Below are 16,376 nucleotides of genomic sequence, written 5' to 3' on the forward strand. Positions count from 1 at the left end.
TTTACAGGTAACGTTTGAGGTTGCGTGGCAGGTAGTCGGCGTAGGTTCGTTTGGGATTGGCCTGGCATTTGCGCACGATGTCCGGCAGAGCGCTTTCAAGCTCGTCGGCCTTGGACAGGCCTTCGTTGTAGTCGCTTTTACCGCTTAACGCCGGGAACATCACTGCCACACGGGTAATGGCAAAGCTCTTCATGGCGATCAGTGGCCGGGAGGGATGATCGCGCCGGAACTGGCTGACTTCCTCGTTCAACGCGCTGCAGGATTGATAGGTGGTTTGCGTAAAGGTCAGTCGCGTACTTTCTTCACTCGTCGGTACGGGCGAGAAAATCATGTCGTTCTGAGCATCGATTACCTCTGGCCGATCGGCATTCACCGCCCAGGGTTTGAAGCGCCATTTTGAGGCTGCCGCCACGGCCGCCTCACCGAACTCCGGCTTGGTGGCGCTGAGTGCTTTGACGTCACTGACGGTGCCGTCGCTGTGAATGTTCAGGCTGATGCGCGCATGCCCTTGGGTGTTAGTCAGGTTGCCAGGGTAGACCGGCTTGGGCATCGATACCGTTTCGGGTATGAACTCGGCCAACGCAGAGGTCGACAGCAACAAGGCCGCGGCCAAGACAAAAAAACGCATCGTCGTAAATCCTTTTACCAAGCCTATCCGACGCCGGAGCAGCGTCGAATTCGGCCGGCATTATCAGGTTCACGTCGGACAAAGAGCAATCATTCCTGTTTAGCGCTGCATGCCCCAACGCTTCACGGTGAGCCGCTCGAAGGTGTCAAACACCAGGTTTTCCACCAGTAGACCGATCAGGATCACCACCGCCAAGCCGGCAAACACCTTGTCGGTATATAGCTCATTGCGGTTCTGGAAGATGTACCAACCCAGCCCGCCCTTGCCGCTGGTGGCGCCGAACACCAACTCGGCGGCGATCAGCGTGCGCCAGGCAAACGCCCAGCCGATTTTCAGGCCGGCGAGGATCGACGGCAGTGCAGCCGGGATCAGGATAAACAGCACAAAGCGCATGCCCTTCAGACCATAGTTGCGACCCGCCATGCGCAGCGTCTCAGACACACCGAGGAACCCCGAATAGGTGTTGAGCGCCAGCGCCCACAACACCGAATGCACCAGCACGAAAATCAGGCTGTTCTGGCCCAGGCCGAACCACAGCAGCGCCAGCGGCAGCAACGCAATGGCCGGCAGTGGATTGAACATCGAGGTCAGGGTGCTCAGCAGGTCGCGGCCCAATTGGGTCGACACGGCCAAGGTGGTCAGGGCAAAGGCGAGCACTATGCCGATCAGGTAACCCTTGATCAGCACCACCAGCGAGATACTCACCTTGCTCAGCAGTTCACCGCTGAGCAGGCCGTCGGACAGCGCGTTAAAAGTCTGCAGAAAGCTCGGTAGCAGCAGGTCGTTGTTCTGATAGCGCGCCACGACTTCCCAGAGGATCGCAAGCACGATCAGGATCAGGCCCTTGCGCAGCCAGCCTTGTTGCCAAAGGCGTTGGCGCAGGGGCAACTCGCGCTCCACGGGGACACTGAGCAGCGGTTCGAGGGTGACTTCATATTCCTGGCGCATGGGTTACCCCCTTAGTAAGCGATGCGGATGTCGGCAAAACCCAACTCGGGTTCCGCTGCGCTGGTTTCATCGAACAACAAGCGATGAATACGCCGCGCCGACGCCTGGAAGTCCACACCGCCCAAGCTGTGCAGGTCGTATTGATGGCTGTGGATTTCTGCACGTACGCGCCCCGGATGGGGGGACAGCAACAGAATGCGATTGCCCACCACGAGTGCTTCTTCGATGGAGTGGGTGACGAACAACAAGGTGAAGCGCACCTCCTCCCAGAGCAGCAGCAATTCTTCCTGCATCTTGCGCCGGGTCAGGGCATCAAGGGCGGCGAAGGGTTCGTCCATCAGCAGGATTTTCGGCTGCATGGCCAGCGCGCGGGCGATGGCCACACGGGCTTTCATGCCGCCGGAAAGCGTGTGGGGGTAAGCGTCGGCGAAGGCACTCAGGCCCACCTTGTCCAGGTAGTGCAGCGCGCGTTCTTCGGCCTCACGGCGCTTGAGGGTCTTGGACGCCAACAGTGGGAACATCACGTTCTGTTTGACGGTTTTCCACGGTGGCAGTTGGTCGAATTCCTGGAACACCACAATGCGGTCCGGGCCGGGTTGTTCGACCTTTTGCCCCAGCAAACGAATCTCGCCTTCGCAAGGTTTGATAAACCCGGCGATGGACTTGAGCAACGTGGATTTGCCGCAGCCCGAAGGGCCCAGCAGCACGTAACGGTCAGCCGGATCGATCTCGAAACTGACTTGGTGCGTGGCCCGTACCACGCGCTCGGGAGTACGGTATTCGAGGCTGACGCTATCCACCGCCAGCAACGGCTCGGCGGTGTGCAGGTTGCTGGCCGTGTGGCCTTGCAAGGGCGCGTTCATCTCAGCTTCCTTGCAGGGGCTTGGCGTCCTGGAAGAAGTAGTCCTTCCACGATTCAGGCTTGTTTTTGATGGCGCCGACGCGGTAGAGGAATTCCGCCAGCGGGTAGGTATTTTTCGGCGTGACGCTGAACTCGAACTGCGGGTTGTCGATGATCTTGAGCAGCTCGGCGCGGTCGATCTTGGCCTTGGTCACGCGGATGTAAGTGTCGGCTGCGGCGCCCTTATCGTTCTGGGCGAATTGTGCGGCTTCGGTCAACGCGTCCACAAAGGCCTTGTAGGTTTTCGGGTTGTCGTTGCGGAATTTTTCGGTGGCGAACAACACCGTCGGTGAGTTCGGCCCCAGCAGGTCATAGGTGTTCAGCACCACATGCACATTGGGGTTGGCCAGGGCCTGGTCCTGGAATGGCGGGTTGGAAAAGTGCCCGGTCAGTTCAGTACCGCCTGCGATCAATGCGGCGGTGGCGTCAGGGTGCGGGACGGCGACGGTGTACTTGTCGAGGCGATTGAATTCCTTATCACCCCACTGCTTGGCAGCGGCGTATTGCAGGAAGCGCGACTGTACCGAAACGCCCACCGCAGGCACGGCGATACGGTCCTGGTCGGTGAAGTCGGCAATGGTCTTGACCTTGGGATTGTTGCTGACCAGGTAGTACGGGAAGTTACCCAGGGACGCTACGGCCTTGACGTTCTGCTTACCGTGGGTGCGATCCCAGATGGTCAGCAGTGGACCGACACCGGCACCGGCGATATCGATGGAGCCGGACAGCAGCGCATCGTTGACTGCCGCGCCACCGGAAAGTTGGGTCCAGTCGACCTTGATGTCGATGCCTTCCTGCTTGCCGTATTTCTCGATGAGGTTCTGGTCGCGCACCACGTTGAGCAGCAGGTAGACGATGCCGAATTGTTCGGCGATGCGGATCTCGCCTTCGGCCTGGGCCGCTGCTGGAGCGACGAGGCTGCCCGCCAACAGGCTGATACCCAATCCAACTGTGGCGGCCAATCGTGCAAATGGAATGTTCCTGGACATGGTCATGCTCCGAATCAGAAAGGCGCGTCGCCCTGGATGGTGGTGCGAAACAGCTTGCGGCGCAGATGGCTCGGGCAACCGGCGGCGAGGTGGATCAGCGAGCGGTTGTCCCAGAACACAAGGTCGTGGGGCTGCCATTGGTGGCGATAGATGTTGTGCGGCAGCACGCTGTGGGCGTACAGCTGAGCCAGCAGATCGCGGCTTTCGTCTTCCGGCAGGCCGACGATGCGGGTGGTGAACCCTTCACTGACGAACAACGCTTTACGGCCGTTTTCCGGGTGGGTGCGCACAATCGGGTGTACCACTTCTGCGACTTGCGCCAACTGCTCGGGAGTAAGCGTGGGGCGCCAATTGCCTTCGAACTTGGTCTCGCTGTAGCGCGCGGTGTAGGAATGGGCGGCGCTGCGGCCTTCGACAGCTTTGCGCAGGTGCTCGGGCAGTTGGTCCCAGGCTTTGTGCATGTCGGCGAACAAAGTGTCGCCCCCTTCAGAGGGCAACTCCTGCGCATGGAGCATCGAGCCAAGGCTCGGCAGTTCTTTATAGGACAGGTCCGAATGCCAGAATTTACCCGCGTCGCCCAGGCCGATGGATTGGCCGTTTTCGATAATGTTGGAAACGATCAGGATTTCCGGGTGGTTGGCCAGCAGAAACTGTTTGAGTACGTGGATCTGCAGCACGCCAAAACGGCGACTGAAGGCAATCTGTTGTTCGGGGGTGATGCACTGGTCGCGAAAGACCACCACATGGTGATCCAGGTGCGCGCGATGAATACGCGCGAAATCCTGGTCATTGACTGGCCGGGACAGGTCCAGACCGATAATCTCCGCACCGACGCTGCCGGGCAGCGGGCGAACCTCGAAATCCTGGGCGGAAAGGATCGCTGTTGGAACAGTAGAGGTGGCAGACATGAGTTCACTCCCGGTCAGACAGGAGAGTGACTTTATAGGTATAAGAACGGCATTTTAAATACCGTTAATGAATATCGATATGCGGGAATGTCGCAACATGGCAGCAGCGTGTAAGACCCCGGAAAGCTCGGATGTGGGCCACCGGAGCCCCGCGTTGAAACGCTTACAAGCCGAAACCGTGGCCGTTTGACAAGCTTATTGGCAGCCACTAGTGTGCATTGGATCCAATTAGCCACCACTCTTTGAATAAGGAGGATAGCGTAGCCGTGACGCAGAAGCCGAACCCTTTGAACAGCATCAAGATCAGCGGTCCTATTCCCGCCCATCTCGCTCGCTCCGTGATTGAAGAAACATTGCGCAATGCCATCCTCGATGGCCGGTTGCCCTGCGGTACCGCCATGCGCCAGCAGGAGCTCGCCAGCCTGTTCGGGGTCAGCCGCATGCCGGTGCGTGAAGCCTTGCGCCAGTTAGAGGCGCAGTCACTGCTGCATGTGGTCACCCACAAGGGCGCCGTCGTGGCACCGTTGATCGAAGACAACTCAGCTGAGACCTATGAGCTGCGACTGTTGCTGGAGTCTGAAGCGCTACGCTTGTCGATTCCCTTGCTGACCGAAGCAGATCTGGCCGATGCAGAGAATTTCATTTGTGCCCTCGAACAGGAAAAGGACTACACCGAGATCGGTCGTCTCAACCGCCTGTTTCACATGACCCTTTACAGCAAGGCGCCTAACCAACGGCTACTCAAATTGGTAGAGCACGGGTTAAATGAGGAAGAGCGCTTCCTGCGTTTCAACCTAGAAGCGATGGGGCTGGGTGAGACATCCCAGGAAGATCACCGTGAACTGCTAAACCTTGTGGCGCAGAGGAAAACCGACGAAAGCATCCTGACACTGCGTAATCACTTGATGCGCGGAATGGAAGTGATCACAGCCTATCTCAACAGCCCGAATACCACTGTAAAAAACACCCCATAACAAAGCGCCAGGTCTCTCGTCTTGACGCTCAAGAGCTGCGGGGCTTCCTACCTGATCAGGTAGCACACCCCGCGCCGAAGAAACTTCTCACTCTTATAATGCAAGTTGCCGACAGCTAATATTATTTAGCAAAACATCTAATGCATTCATATGCTTACCAACTTGTTTAACCCGCTTATTATCCACCGCCACTAAACCAGACACTTAACTCGACGGCGCAGCCCCAATCGCGCGAGCGTTTGTGCGCGCCAAGTCTGGCTTATATCTCTTTATCTCCTTGCCACTCACAACAACCCAATACTGCTTAAACAGCAGACGCAACAACTCATAGGCATCAACCATGTACCCACCATTACTTGAAAAAAGAAAACTGAAGTTGTGCAACCATCCGTTATTTCTGGAAATAACCTCACTGCAAAAATTACAACTATTCATGGAGCACCATGTGTTTGCAGTTTGGGACTTCATGACACTCACCAAACGCCTGCAACAGGACCTGACATGCACTCGCCTGCCTTGGCTGCCACCGGCCGACCCGAACGCTGCACGCCTGATCAATGAGATAGTGCTGGGCGAAGAGTCAGACTCACACCCCAGGCAAGGCTATTGCAGCCACTTCGAGTTGTACTTGGAAGCCATGGTCGAAGTCGGCGCTAGCACCTCGTCGATAAACCGTTTCATTGCACTGCAACACCAAGGCGTTGATGCAAATACTGCCCTGAGCATGTCGAACGCTCCTGCTGGTGCTGCACGCTTCGTCAGCGACACATTGCACATGGCACTGAACGCACCCACCCATTGTGTAGCCGCCGTATTCCTTCATGGCCGTGAGTGTGTCGTCCCACGCATGTTCGAACGCATCCTGCAGACTGATACGTTTATCCATCGCCAAGCACCCACCTTGTGCGGCTACTTCGAGCGCCACATTGAGTTAGACGCTGAGCATCATGGGCCGGCAGCTGAGCAGTTGCTCGAACGCTTGCTGGCAGTGGCTCCGAGTTACCCGCAACAAGCCGACGAAGCAGCCCTTGCCGCCGTAGAAAGCCGTATCACGTTCTGGGACGAGGTGCGGGCCGCGCTGCAAGAGGTGCGCCCATGAATACCGCGGGCTACACCCCCATCGCCGACGACTGGGAACGCCGCGCGACCATCCGTACACGCCCTCGCCGCTTGCTGGAAAACGATGACAATCTGATCTATCCGATGTGCCGCCAGCCCTTGGTACTCAGCAAGACCTTTGTTGAACACTGCGCACAATGGCGCGACTTCGTGCTGGTGCAAAGCTTCTACAAATTCATCAACGACGTGGTCATTTTTGAAACCGAAATCGTCGAAAAAACTGCGCGCAATATTGCCAAGAATCGCTTCTCGCTACCCTTCCCCCTAGCCTGTCGCGTTGATGCGATGACGGTGGTGGTGGATGAGGACTACCACGCCCTGGTAGCGCTGGATTTCCTGCAACAGACAGTGGAAATGACCGGCATACAACCGCTCGACCTGCCGGAGCATATCGAACTGAGCCGTGCGCTGCCGGCGGCACAGGCGCAGGCCCCCGCCCATCTGAGCGATGCTGTGGAACTGATTGGCGTGGCTATCGCCGAAAACACCGTAACCCACGATGTCGCAGCGTTCTCTAAGGACAGCAGTGTCAAAGCTTCTGTTCGTGGCTTGATGGCCGACCACCTGTTTGACGAAGGCCGCCACGCGCAGTTCTGGACCCGGCTGGTGCGTATTTACTGGCAAACCGCGAGCCCGGACGACCGTGACAGCATCGCTCAGGTACTGCCCACATTCCTGGCGCATTACCTGACCAACGACCTGCAGAAAAACTTCGACCTGCAACTGATCGAGCACCTCGACATCAGCAACCGCCTACGCGGGAAGCTGCGCGATGAAGTCGCAGCGCTGGCGTTTCCCATCACCCGCCAGCACCCATTGATGGGCAATATCATGGGTTTCCTGCAACACAGCGGCTTGCTGCAAACGCCAAGTGTGGCGCAGGCGCTGAACGACTACCTGCCGGTGTCGCCATGAGGTGCCTGACAATCGGCTGGCTCGGAACAAGCAAGGCACTTGGCGCCATCAGGCCCGTATTGGAGCAATACGGGCATGTGTCGGGCGATAAGAACATCGACCTGTGGATTGAAGACGGTAGCCTGCCGTTGCCGGATGACGTGGGCAAAGCCTCCTGTATAAGTCTGCGCCTTGGGGTCGGTCCGGTAACCGATTGCGGGTTGCCCCTGTTGCAACTGCGCGCCTATGACCGTGAGCGACGTTTGTCTGCCGTGCTGGACATCGCCGAAGAACCCAGTGGTAACGGCCAGCAACTGCGTCGGCAGGTCACAGACACAGTGGTGGACTGGGTCGCGCTGCTCGTCAGTGGTTTTTCACGTGATCCCGGGGCTCTCTCTACGAGCGCGATTGCCACTGCCTGGCCCGAGCAGAGCTTGCGGGGGCTGGAGACGCTGGCCTTTATGCACCGATTCAATCGTACGGCAGACCCCAACCTGATCCAGAAAGCCCAGGTGCCTGTGATCGAACAGCTCCAGTCCAGCCTTTATGCCTTCGCCGACCGGACGGCTCTGAATATCGCCGGGCACACGGTGACCTACCGCGAGTTGCACCTTCAAGCCATAGCAATCCAGCAACGATTACAGCCCTTGCTGGAGGCTGTTGAAACGCCGTGGATAGTTGGCGTGTGCATGGAAAAGTCCATCGAACTGTACGCCAGCATTCTTGCGCTGCTCGGCTGTGGCGCGGTGTACCTGCCACTGGAATCTGAGCAGCCTCTTAAACGGCATCAGACCATGCTCGAAAGCGCCGGGGCTCAAGTGTTGCTGGATACCGGCCAGCACCCGTTACGGGCGCATTTCACTTCACTCGATGTCAGCACCGTTGAGCCACACACCCTCAAATTTGCTCATCCGTTGATGCACAATCGGCCCTGCTCGGATATGCCGTGCATGGTGCTCTATACCTCTGGCAGCACGGGCCAGCCCAAGGGGTGCTCCTCAGTCAAGGTAACCTGGCGCACTTCACTGCTTGGCTTGGGTCCTGCATGAAGCCAGATGAATGGAGCCGCGTTCTACAGTTTTCGCCCCTGGGTTTCGACTCGTCATTGATCGACATTTTCCCTGCGCTGATTGCAGGTGCGCAGTTGATCGTGCCCAGTGAAGAACAACGACGCGACCCTGAGCAACTGGTGGAACTGCTCCGTCGACAGTGCGTTACCCATGCCTTCCTACCGCCCGCGCTGCTCAATATCCTGCCGCTGGATCAACCCTTGGGTGTGACGCACCTGCTCACCGGTGGCGATGCCTGCGAACCCCATGTCGTCGAGCGACTGGCAGCGCAGTGTCAGCTTCACAACCTCTATGGCCCCACCGAAACCACAGTGCTGATTACGCACCGGACGCTCGCACCCGATGACAACAATCGCAACGTTGGCCACCCGATCGCCAATAGCCAGGTGCTGATACTCGATGACGATCTGCAACCTGTGGATGAACAGGTGATGGGCGAGTTGTACATCGTCGGCCCCGGATTAAGCCTGGGCTATGTGAATGCGCCGCATCAGGCTGACAGCCCATTCGTCGAACTGCTGATGCCGAGCGGTCAACCGCTGCGGGCCTACCGCAGCGGCGACTTGGCACAGTGGACGGCCCAAGGGATTGTGCTGGGTGGGCGTCGCGACGATCAGGTGAAGATCCGCGGTTTCCGGGTCGAACCCCGAGAGATTGAACAATGCCTGCGCAATAGCCGGCTGTATCGCGAACTGGCGGTAGTGATCGACCATGAAAGCAGGATCTGCGTCTTTGTCGCCCAGCCCGCACCCGGCGCCACGCTGGTGGCCCTACAGCAGCATGCGCGCCAACGGTTACCGGACTATATGCAACCCGGTTTCTGGGTGGAGCTGCCATGCATGCCGTACACCAACAACGGCAAGGTCGACCGGAAGACGCTGCTGGCGCTCCCCTTCCAACCGATTTTCAGCGCTGCGCACCGGGCTGCACACACACCGCTTCAAGCACGATTGAGCGAGGTGTGGAGCGAGCTGCTGGGTGTGCCCAGCCATCAGTTGTCCATCGACGAAAGCTTCTTCGCGTTGGGCGGCCATTCAATTTTGCTGTCGACTCTCTTGCTGCGTGTTCGCGAGCAATTTGGGCGTAGTTTCGCGTTGAGCCACTTCATTGAAGTTCCGACGATTCGTACGCTCGCAACGCTGATGGAGGACGGAGAACCACCCGACGCATCCTCTGGCCAGGCAGTCTTGGATGCCCAACGGGATTGGGTGATCACTCCCTTGCATAGGAATTGCGCTGGTGATCCGCACAAGGTGATTGTGACGGGGGCCAACAGTTTCGTCGGCGTCCATATTGTCGAAGCATTGCTGGCCTCTGGTGTAACCGAGGTGGCATGCCTGGTACGTGAGATGCCGGGGAAGCCTGCAATGGCACGCTTTACCCAGTCGCTGCGCGAATACCACCTGGAACACCTGGACTTGAGCCGGGTACGGGTAGTCGCCGCCGACATCAGCCTGCCGCGATTGGGTTTGACCTGCGAGGTGTATGACACGCTCGCCGCAGACTTTGGCGTGCTGGTGCATAACGCGGCGCAGGTCAACCACGTGATGGACTACGCGTCACTGGCCAGAGACAACGTTGAACCCATATTCGAATGCCTGCGCCTGTGCGAGACCCGCTGCAAGAAGGTCTTCAACTTTGTCTCAACGTTGTCGGCGTCCAGCAGCATCGACCCGCAAGGGTATGTGCTAGAAGCACCGGCTGCGACCACCCTGCCGCTGTATATCCGCAATGGCTACAACCTATCCAAGTGGGCAGCCGAGCGAGTGTTGGGGCGTGCGGTCGCGCAAGGTGCCTGGGTAAATATCCATCGCCCTGGAAATATCAGCTTCAACAGTCGCAACGGTGTCTGCCAGCCGCAGAAGAATCGCCTGATGCTGATGCTTAAGGGGTCTCTGCAGTTGGGAATGTTGCCTCGGCTGGATCTGAATTTCGACCTGATGCCCGTGGACTTCCTGGCTCGATTCATTGCTTACCACTGCACGCGCTTTCAAGCGGACAGAAGCGTATTCAACCTGCACAACCCACAGCCATTGAGCTGGGATCACTACCTGGATGCGTTCAGCCGGGAGGGCCATCGGTTCGAACGGGTGAGTACTGCGCGTTGGCAGCAGGCGCTGCGAACAGCGGGCCAGGACAATGCGTTGTTTGGCGTAATCGGGTTTTACCTGGATCGACTGGATGAAGACATTGGCGACACGTTGATGATCCGTCATGACAACGCACAACACGGCGTCCAGCAGATGGGCGAGCAGTACCCCGAAAAGAACGCGGTGCTGCTGAGTAGAGGCTGCAATTACCTTAAGACCATCGGCTTTCTCTGAACCGCTTCAGGACAACTTCATGAAACCGCTGCAACCCGATACGTTAATTCATAACCCAAACGGCCGGCCGATCGTGGCCTCTGTGGTGATCGACTGCCATGCCACCCGCCTATGGAACACGGTGGGGCGGTTTGCAGGCTTCGATACCTTCATACCGGCCCTGACGCATATCGAAATGACCGGCACCGGTGTGGGCGCCTTACGCACGAAATTTTTCCGCGATGGCAACCGAGTGGTGGAACAGCTAAATAGCTGGGATGAGCACGCGATGCACATGACCTGGACCACGATCTACAACACCCTGGGCGTGGCCAGGCTGTGGGCGGCAATCAAAGTAGACGCTCTTGGAGAGCACTGCTCCAAGGTAACCTGGACCATCATTGCCGAGCCCTTAGACGCAGCACAGGTGGGATTTGAGCAGTTTGTGCAGGGGTTCGCCGATGGCGCCCTGGAGAATGTTCGCCGCTTGCTGGGTAAGCGATAGGAGCGAGATCGCTCGCTCCTACACACTCAGCAGATCAAATTTTGAAGCTATCAACCAACTGCTTCAACCGATTGGCCTGTTGAGACAGCGCATCGCAGTCTTTCAGGGTTTCGTTGAGGTTGGTCACACCTTGCTGGTTCAGCAGGTTGATCTGGTTGATGTCGACGTTGAGGGTTTCCACCACGGCAGTCTGTTCCTCAGTAGCGGCGGCCACGGACTGGTTCATGCCGTCGATCTCGACGATTCGCTGCGTTACGCTGACCAGGCGCTCACCGGCCTGGTTGGCCACCTGAACGCTTTCTTCGCTGGAGGTCTGGCTGGCATTCATGGTGGTCACCGCCTCACGCGAGCCCACTTGCAGCGAAGTGATCATCTTATGAATCTCTTCAGCCGACTCCTGGGTACGGTGAGCCAGGTTACGCACCTCATCGGCGACCACGGCGAACCCGCGTCCGGCTTCACCAGCACGTGCTGCTTCGATTGCCGCGTTCAATGCCAGCAAGTTGGTTTGCTGGGAGATGCCTTTGATCACATCAAGGATGTGGCCGATGTTGTCGGTGCTGGCGTTCAGCGTTTCGATCTGGGTGCAGGACAGGCTGATCTTTTGCGACAGTTCCGACATTGCCAGGATGGTTTGCTCAACCACTTTGCGCCCATCGTCGGCCTGCTCGCTGGCACCACTGGCGTGCTGTGAGGCGTCAGCGGCGTTACGGGCGATTTCCTGAGTAGCGGCGCCCAGCTCGTTGATTGCTGCGGCGACGCTGTTGGTACGTGCGCTCTGCTCGTCAGAGCCTATGATCGAAGCGTTGGATGACGCCATCACACGCTGGGACAGGTCATGCACCTGGCGCGTTGCTGAAGACACTTCGGAGATCGAGGCGTGGATACGTTCTACGAACCGGTTGAACGCACTGCCCACTTCACCGAACTCGTCTTTGCTGGTAACCGTCAAACGGCGGGTCAGGTCACCCTCACCCTGGGCGATGTCCTGCATAGCAATGCCCATGGTGGTCAGAGGGCGCAGCAATACTTGAATAAGCAGGCTCAAGAGCACGGCAATCGCGACGACAGCGATCAGCATGGCGATCAACGCGGACGTGCGGAATTTGCCCAGCGGTGCATAGGCTTTGTCTTTATCGATCGACAGACCGATATACCAATCAGCACCGGGCAAACCGCTGATAGGCGTGAACGACAGGATGCGGTCCTGACCTTTGAGGACGACCTCCTGGTTAACTTTCTCAATCCGGACGCTGGTACCTGGATAGATGTCCTTGAGGTTTTTCATCACTTGGTCTTCGTCAGGGCTGACGATGACTTGGCCGTCGCCGCTGACCAGGAACGCATGGCCGATACCGCCGAAGTCCACCGAGTTGATGATCTTCACCAGGGTTTGCAGGCTCAGGTCACCGCCGACCACACCGAGCAACTCGCCGTTCTTTTTCACCGGCATGGCGATCGTTACGATCTGCCCACCCACTGCGGCCATATAGGGCGGCGTCAGCATGGGCTTATCGGCAGCCACCGCTTGCTTGTACCAGGGACGCTGGCGAGGGTCGTAGCCGTCAGGCATCTTTGCGTCGGGACGCTGGGTGAACACGCCGTTGGTTTGGCCAACGTAGGTGAACTGGAAGTTCGAGGTGAACGCCGGTTGATCGACCAACCCCGGGAGGTCAGCCGCACTGCCTTGGTGGGCAACGTTTTGCGTCAGACTTTCGAGCACCAATATCCGACCGCTGAGCCAGTTCTGCACACTGCTGGCGGTGAGCTCACCCGACTGCTGGATAGACGACTCCAGGTTCTGCTTGATGGTGCTGCGCTGCAGGTAGTCGTTGTAAAGAGTAAATAACGCGAAGGCTAGAACTACGACGCCTGACGCGGCCAACAAAATTTTATGACTGAACTTGAGATTCATTTCATCGACTTCTTTTTGCCAAAGGGGGGGTGAGCGGGCCGAATGGAGCATTCCATGTACGGTCTAGGCAGCGTCTCGGGCCGCTCTATTTCGGTGCACACATGGCTTATCAGGCTTTCGGCCACACCGAAGTAAAACTTAGTGATTTGTGGGAAAGATCTTCTTTTTAGGTAGGAAACCGACAAAAGGTTGTCGTACAAGGAGCGAAGTAAAAAATTTTTCCGCCTGCCAAGCACTGAGACAAATTGACATCTGTGGCGTCTGGACGAGCTCGTTTACAGGCCTCCCTCTGAATACACCTCGCGTGAAGATAGCGTTGTGCAGACGCTTTACTGCACCCACCACAACTGGCTTAACACGTGGCTGCGCGGTCGTATGGCCAGTGTCGCAGATGCAGCAGAACTGCCTCAAAACGCCTTCATGCGACTGCTGTAGAGAATCGAACGTTTTGAACTCAAGGCGCTACGGGCATTGTTGCGCACAAGTGCACGAGGGGTGGTCGTTGATCACTGGCGCCGCGAGGAGATCGAACGAGCCTATATCGAGTCAATCGCCCATCTGTCCGAAGCGCTGGCGCCAAGCGCTGAGGCGCGGGCGTTGGTATTGGAGTTACTGGAGGACATCGCCCGGCTTTTGGAAGGGCTAAAACCTGAGGTGCGTAAGGTATTTCTGATGGTTCAGTGTGATTGGCTAACGTACAAGCTGATCACAAAACAGATGGGTATATCACTGAGGTCAGTTGAGCGTTATGTCGCCGAGGCGCTTTACTACTGCTCCGTCCTGCGTTACGGCGCCAATGAATAACACCACACGCTCCGGGCCAGACTCTAGGGTGGTCAAGCAGGCCATCAGTTGGATGCTGCGCTTACGTCACAACCCCGCCAATACACGGCTGCGCCTGCAATGCGAGCAATGGCGCGAAGATCATCATGATCACGAACTGGCCTGGCAACGGGTACTGGCGCTACAACAGGAGCTCAATAGCCATCTGACCGCGATCCCCGGGGTACATAAAGCACTGGAAAACAGTACACAAGGCCTGGGACGGCGGCAGGCACTGAAGTTATTGGCCGGCGCACTGCTGGTGGGCTCAACAGTATGGCTAAGCCGGGACCTGACCGGTTTGCAGCGCTGGACTTCTGACCTAGCAACAGCCCCCGGCGAGCGCCGCAGCATGCAATTGCCCGATGGCACTCGCCTGCAACTCAACACAGACAGCGCGGTAGACCTGGACTTCAATGCGCAGCAGCGTCTGATCACATTGGTGCGTGGGGAAATCCTAGTGACCTGCAGTGCTGCTTCCTCTGCCCCATTGTTGGTTCAAGCTCAACACGGCTTGCTGGAAGGCATCGAAGGGCGTTTTACAGTTCGTCAGTACAGTGACTGCACACGCTTGAATGTGGTCAGCGGTACTGTAGCGATTCACTCACCGCACAGGCCGGATGGACTTTCGACGCGCGTCCACGCAGGTGAGAGTTACGTCGTGCGTCAGACCGAAGCCATGCTTGCTCCGCCGCCAGATATGGACATTGCTGCTTGGTCAGATGGGCTGCTAGTGACCCGAAATATGCGATTGATCGACTTCCTTGCAGAAGTTGGGCGTTATCGCCCTGGTTATCTGGGCTGCTCAATGGATATTGCAGATCTACGGCTGTCGGGTGCATTCCGCCTGGAGGACACCGATAAATTGCTAGCGATACTGCCACGCATACTGCCGGTACACGTGCGCTATCGCACGCGTTGGTGGATGAGCCTGGAGCGAAGGGTCTAATTTTTCACTTTTTTGGCGGCTTTTTTCCGTGAGTCCGGCTTAGACAGTGAGCCAGTCAATCTGCGCTCACCAGGCATCTACAGATGCTGAACATGCCAGCGTGTTTTCCCCGCAACACGCTCGACTCTTCTTACCCGCTATTGGGTCAAGCCATACGCGCAGCATTGCTGTTGACAGCGCTGGGTAGCGGTACGGTACTCATCAGTGTCTCAGCGGCAGAAGCCCGCACCGAGCAGGTCAATCAACCCTACAAGATAGCTGCAGGCCCACTGAGCCAGGTACTCAATCAGTTCTCACGACCGATAGGCGTCACTATGTCCAGCATGCCAGCGCAAACTCAGGACCGGCACTCGGTGGGGTTACAGTGCGATGCGCTGCTTAAATGATCGCTCGGTGGATAACATTTACCTTGATGGCTTGAAGTCCATGAGGGACAGAGGCACCTATAGCACGATGTAAGTTGATCCGTACTTCTTGGAGCGCGTGGACATTCTCAAGGGTCCTTCCTCACTACTCTATGGGCGCAGATGTCCCGTCTGAGCATCGACTTTACCGATGACACTTCACTGACGTTACAGGCCTATCTCCACTAGGGCGACCAAGCAAACCATGCTGATAGGTGCGGGCTATCAAGGGCGTAAACAGTGGTGGATTGGACAAGTGGGTCGCTTGAGCCAATCAATGCGTTTAACCCAGCCTATGGTAACTCTGCTATCCGCTATTACAGCCCTACCAGCTACTTGCGCCGGGTGGAGCAGACCGGGTTTTATCTGCAAGACCTGATCGAATTGATCAGGAAAATCTGGCAACCAAGCTAACGCAGGAAAGCTTTTATCGTGCTGTCGGCGCTGTACGCTCGCTGGGGCTGGAATTGGAAGCACATATGGAGCTAAGTTCTTGGGCAGCTATACCTTTAAGGTAACGTCGACTTGAAGGGCGTGGATGTGAGGCTGAATGCTAAGAATCTGACCAATGAAACTTATGTAGCGTCCTATGCCAGTCTGAACTTCTGCTATCTGGGTGAAGAGCGCAGCGTAAGCGCAAGGTAAGTTACCAGTTCTGAGCCATTGTTGTGACCCCCACCCACCAGCGCCTCTAAACGACAAAACCCCTGTCTGTATAACAGACAGGGGTTTTGGAATTTAATCTTGACGATGACCTACTCTCACATGGGGAAACCCCACACTACCATCGGCGATGCATCGTTTCACTACTGAGTTCGGGATGGGATCAGGTGGTTCCAATGCTCTATGGTCGTCAAGAAATTCTGTGTATCGGATCGTTGCATTCGCATCGCGCCGATGAGATTCATGAGTTTCTACATAAAACAAAACCCCATCTGCTTTCGCAAATGGGGTTTCGGAATTTAATCTTGACGATGACCTACTCTCACATGGGGAAACCCCACACTACCATCGGCGATGCATCGTTTCACTACTGAGTTCGGGATG

Annotated in this window: 11 protein-coding genes, 1 rRNA gene and 3 pseudogenes; 8 read left to right on the forward strand and 7 right to left on the reverse strand. The window is 57.2% G+C overall.

From position 1 onward, the window contains the following. Position 1: 1 nt before the first annotated feature. From CKW32_RS26050 to CKW32_RS26070, 5 genes are all read right to left on the reverse strand, one after another. The gene (locus CKW32_RS26050; protein WP_095186341.1) at positions 2 to 628 is read right to left on the reverse strand and encodes an energy transducer TonB; all 627 of its coding nucleotides are present in this window, start codon (positions 626 to 628) and stop codon (positions 2 to 4) included. A 99-nt stretch (positions 629 to 727) separates the two neighbouring features. Continuing rightward, positions 728 to 1,576 (reverse strand): ABC transporter permease, encoded by an 849-nt coding sequence (locus CKW32_RS26055; protein ID WP_032884815.1) that lies wholly within the window; start codon positions 1,574 to 1,576, stop codon positions 728 to 730. Between the two features lie 11 nt (positions 1,577 to 1,587). After that, positions 1,588 to 2,439 (reverse strand): ABC transporter ATP-binding protein, encoded by an 852-nt coding sequence (locus CKW32_RS26060; RefSeq protein ID WP_032884813.1) that lies wholly within the window; start codon positions 2,437 to 2,439, stop codon positions 1,588 to 1,590. A gap of 1 nt (position 2,440) precedes the next feature. Then, entirely contained in the window at positions 2,441 to 3,466 is a 1,026-nt protein-coding gene (locus CKW32_RS26065; protein ID WP_095186342.1) for an ABC transporter substrate-binding protein, read from the reverse strand. Between the two features lie 14 nt (positions 3,467 to 3,480). Continuing rightward, the gene (locus CKW32_RS26070) at positions 3,481 to 4,374 is read right to left on the reverse strand and encodes a TauD/TfdA family dioxygenase (protein ID WP_095186343.1); all 894 of its coding nucleotides are present in this window, start codon (positions 4,372 to 4,374) and stop codon (positions 3,481 to 3,483) included. Between the two features lie 266 nt (positions 4,375 to 4,640). Here CKW32_RS26070 and CKW32_RS26075 point away from each other — a divergent pair, with 266 nt between their 5' ends. The 5 genes and pseudogenes from CKW32_RS26075 (at position 4,641) to CKW32_RS26095 (ending at position 11,239) form a co-directional block, all read left to right on the forward strand. Next, positions 4,641 to 5,348 carry a GntR family transcriptional regulator gene (locus CKW32_RS26075; protein ID WP_032884807.1) on the forward strand — a complete coding sequence of 236 codons (708 nt, stop codon included), beginning with the start codon at positions 4,641 to 4,643 and terminating at the stop codon, positions 5,346 to 5,348. Positions 5,349 to 5,688: 340 nt separating this feature from the next. Continuing rightward, on the forward strand, positions 5,689 to 6,447 hold the full coding sequence (locus tag CKW32_RS26080) for a DUF3050 domain-containing protein (protein WP_095186344.1): 759 nt from the start codon (positions 5,689 to 5,691) through the stop codon (positions 6,445 to 6,447). Then, positions 6,444 to 7,382: a diiron oxygenase gene (locus CKW32_RS26085; RefSeq protein ID WP_095186345.1), complete on the forward strand. Its 939-nt coding sequence runs from the start codon at positions 6,444 to 6,446 to the stop codon at positions 7,380 to 7,382. Before CKW32_RS26080 ends, CKW32_RS26085 begins: the two co-directional genes overlap by 4 nt. After that, a pseudogene (locus CKW32_RS26090) lies at positions 7,379 to 10,755 on the forward strand (amino acid adenylation domain-containing protein). Before CKW32_RS26085 ends, CKW32_RS26090 begins: the two are co-directional and overlap by 4 nt. Before the next feature lie 19 nt (positions 10,756 to 10,774). Further along, positions 10,775 to 11,239: an SRPBCC family protein gene (locus CKW32_RS26095; RefSeq protein WP_095186346.1), complete on the forward strand. Its 465-nt coding sequence runs from the start codon at positions 10,775 to 10,777 to the stop codon at positions 11,237 to 11,239. Between the two features lie 34 nt (positions 11,240 to 11,273). Here CKW32_RS26095 and CKW32_RS26100 read toward each other — a convergent pair whose 3' ends face one another. Then, positions 11,274 to 13,154, reverse strand: a complete 1,881-nt coding sequence (locus CKW32_RS26100; protein WP_032884796.1) for a methyl-accepting chemotaxis protein — start codon at positions 13,152 to 13,154, stop codon at positions 11,274 to 11,276. A gap of 375 nt (positions 13,155 to 13,529) precedes the next feature. Between CKW32_RS26100 and CKW32_RS26105 the strand changes: the two are divergent. The 3 genes and pseudogenes from CKW32_RS26105 (at position 13,530) to CKW32_RS28950 (ending at position 15,974) form a co-directional block, all read left to right on the forward strand. Then, a pseudogene (locus tag CKW32_RS26105) lies at positions 13,530 to 13,958 on the forward strand (sigma-70 family RNA polymerase sigma factor). Continuing rightward, positions 13,951 to 14,925 carry a FecR domain-containing protein gene (locus CKW32_RS26110; RefSeq protein ID WP_095186347.1) on the forward strand — a complete coding sequence of 325 codons (975 nt, stop codon included), beginning with the start codon at positions 13,951 to 13,953 and terminating at the stop codon, positions 14,923 to 14,925. The pseudogene CKW32_RS26105 and the gene CKW32_RS26110 overlap by 8 nt, the downstream one beginning before the upstream one ends. Positions 14,926 to 15,008: 83 nt before the next feature. After that, a pseudogene (locus CKW32_RS28950) lies at positions 15,009 to 15,974 on the forward strand (TonB-dependent receptor plug domain-containing protein). Between the two features lie 97 nt (positions 15,975 to 16,071). Here the strand turns inward: CKW32_RS28950 and rrf are convergent. Beyond that, a 5S ribosomal RNA gene (gene rrf / locus CKW32_RS26120) occupies positions 16,072 to 16,187 on the reverse strand. Positions 16,188 to 16,376: the final 189 nt, after the last annotated feature.

It is taken from the genome of Pseudomonas sp. Irchel 3H9, assembly GCF_900187495.1.
GTDB lineage: Bacteria > Pseudomonadota > Gammaproteobacteria > Pseudomonadales > Pseudomonadaceae > Aquipseudomonas > Aquipseudomonas sivasensis.

What these genes read in the sequence shown, in the direction of transcription:
- CKW32_RS26060 (WP_032884813.1), bottom strand. Translation starts at nt 2,439, where the DNA reads ATGAACGCGCCCTTGCAAGGCCACACGGCCAGCAACCTGCACACCGCC.
- CKW32_RS26055 (WP_032884815.1), bottom strand. Translation starts at nt 1,576, where the DNA reads ATGCGCCAGGAATATGAAGTCACCCTCGAACCGCTGCTCAGTGTCCCC.
- CKW32_RS26070 (WP_095186343.1), bottom strand. Translation starts at nt 4,374, where the DNA reads ATGTCTGCCACCTCTACTGTTCCAACAGCGATCCTTTCCGCCCAGGAT.
- CKW32_RS26110 (WP_095186347.1), top strand. Translation starts at nt 13,951, where the DNA reads ATGAATAACACCACACGCTCCGGGCCAGACTCTAGGGTGGTCAAGCAG.
- CKW32_RS26050 (WP_095186341.1), bottom strand. Translation starts at nt 628, where the DNA reads ATGCGTTTTTTTGTCTTGGCCGCGGCCTTGTTGCTGTCGACCTCTGCG.
- CKW32_RS26095 (WP_095186346.1), top strand. Translation starts at nt 10,775, where the DNA reads ATGAAACCGCTGCAACCCGATACGTTAATTCATAACCCAAACGGCCGG.
- CKW32_RS26100 (WP_032884796.1), bottom strand. Translation starts at nt 13,154, where the DNA reads ATGAATCTCAAGTTCAGTCATAAAATTTTGTTGGCCGCGTCAGGCGTC.
- CKW32_RS26085 (WP_095186345.1), top strand. Translation starts at nt 6,444, where the DNA reads ATGAATACCGCGGGCTACACCCCCATCGCCGACGACTGGGAACGCCGC.
- CKW32_RS26065 (WP_095186342.1), bottom strand. Translation starts at nt 3,466, where the DNA reads ATGTCCAGGAACATTCCATTTGCACGATTGGCCGCCACAGTTGGATTG.
- CKW32_RS26080 (WP_095186344.1), top strand. Translation starts at nt 5,689, where the DNA reads ATGTACCCACCATTACTTGAAAAAAGAAAACTGAAGTTGTGCAACCAT.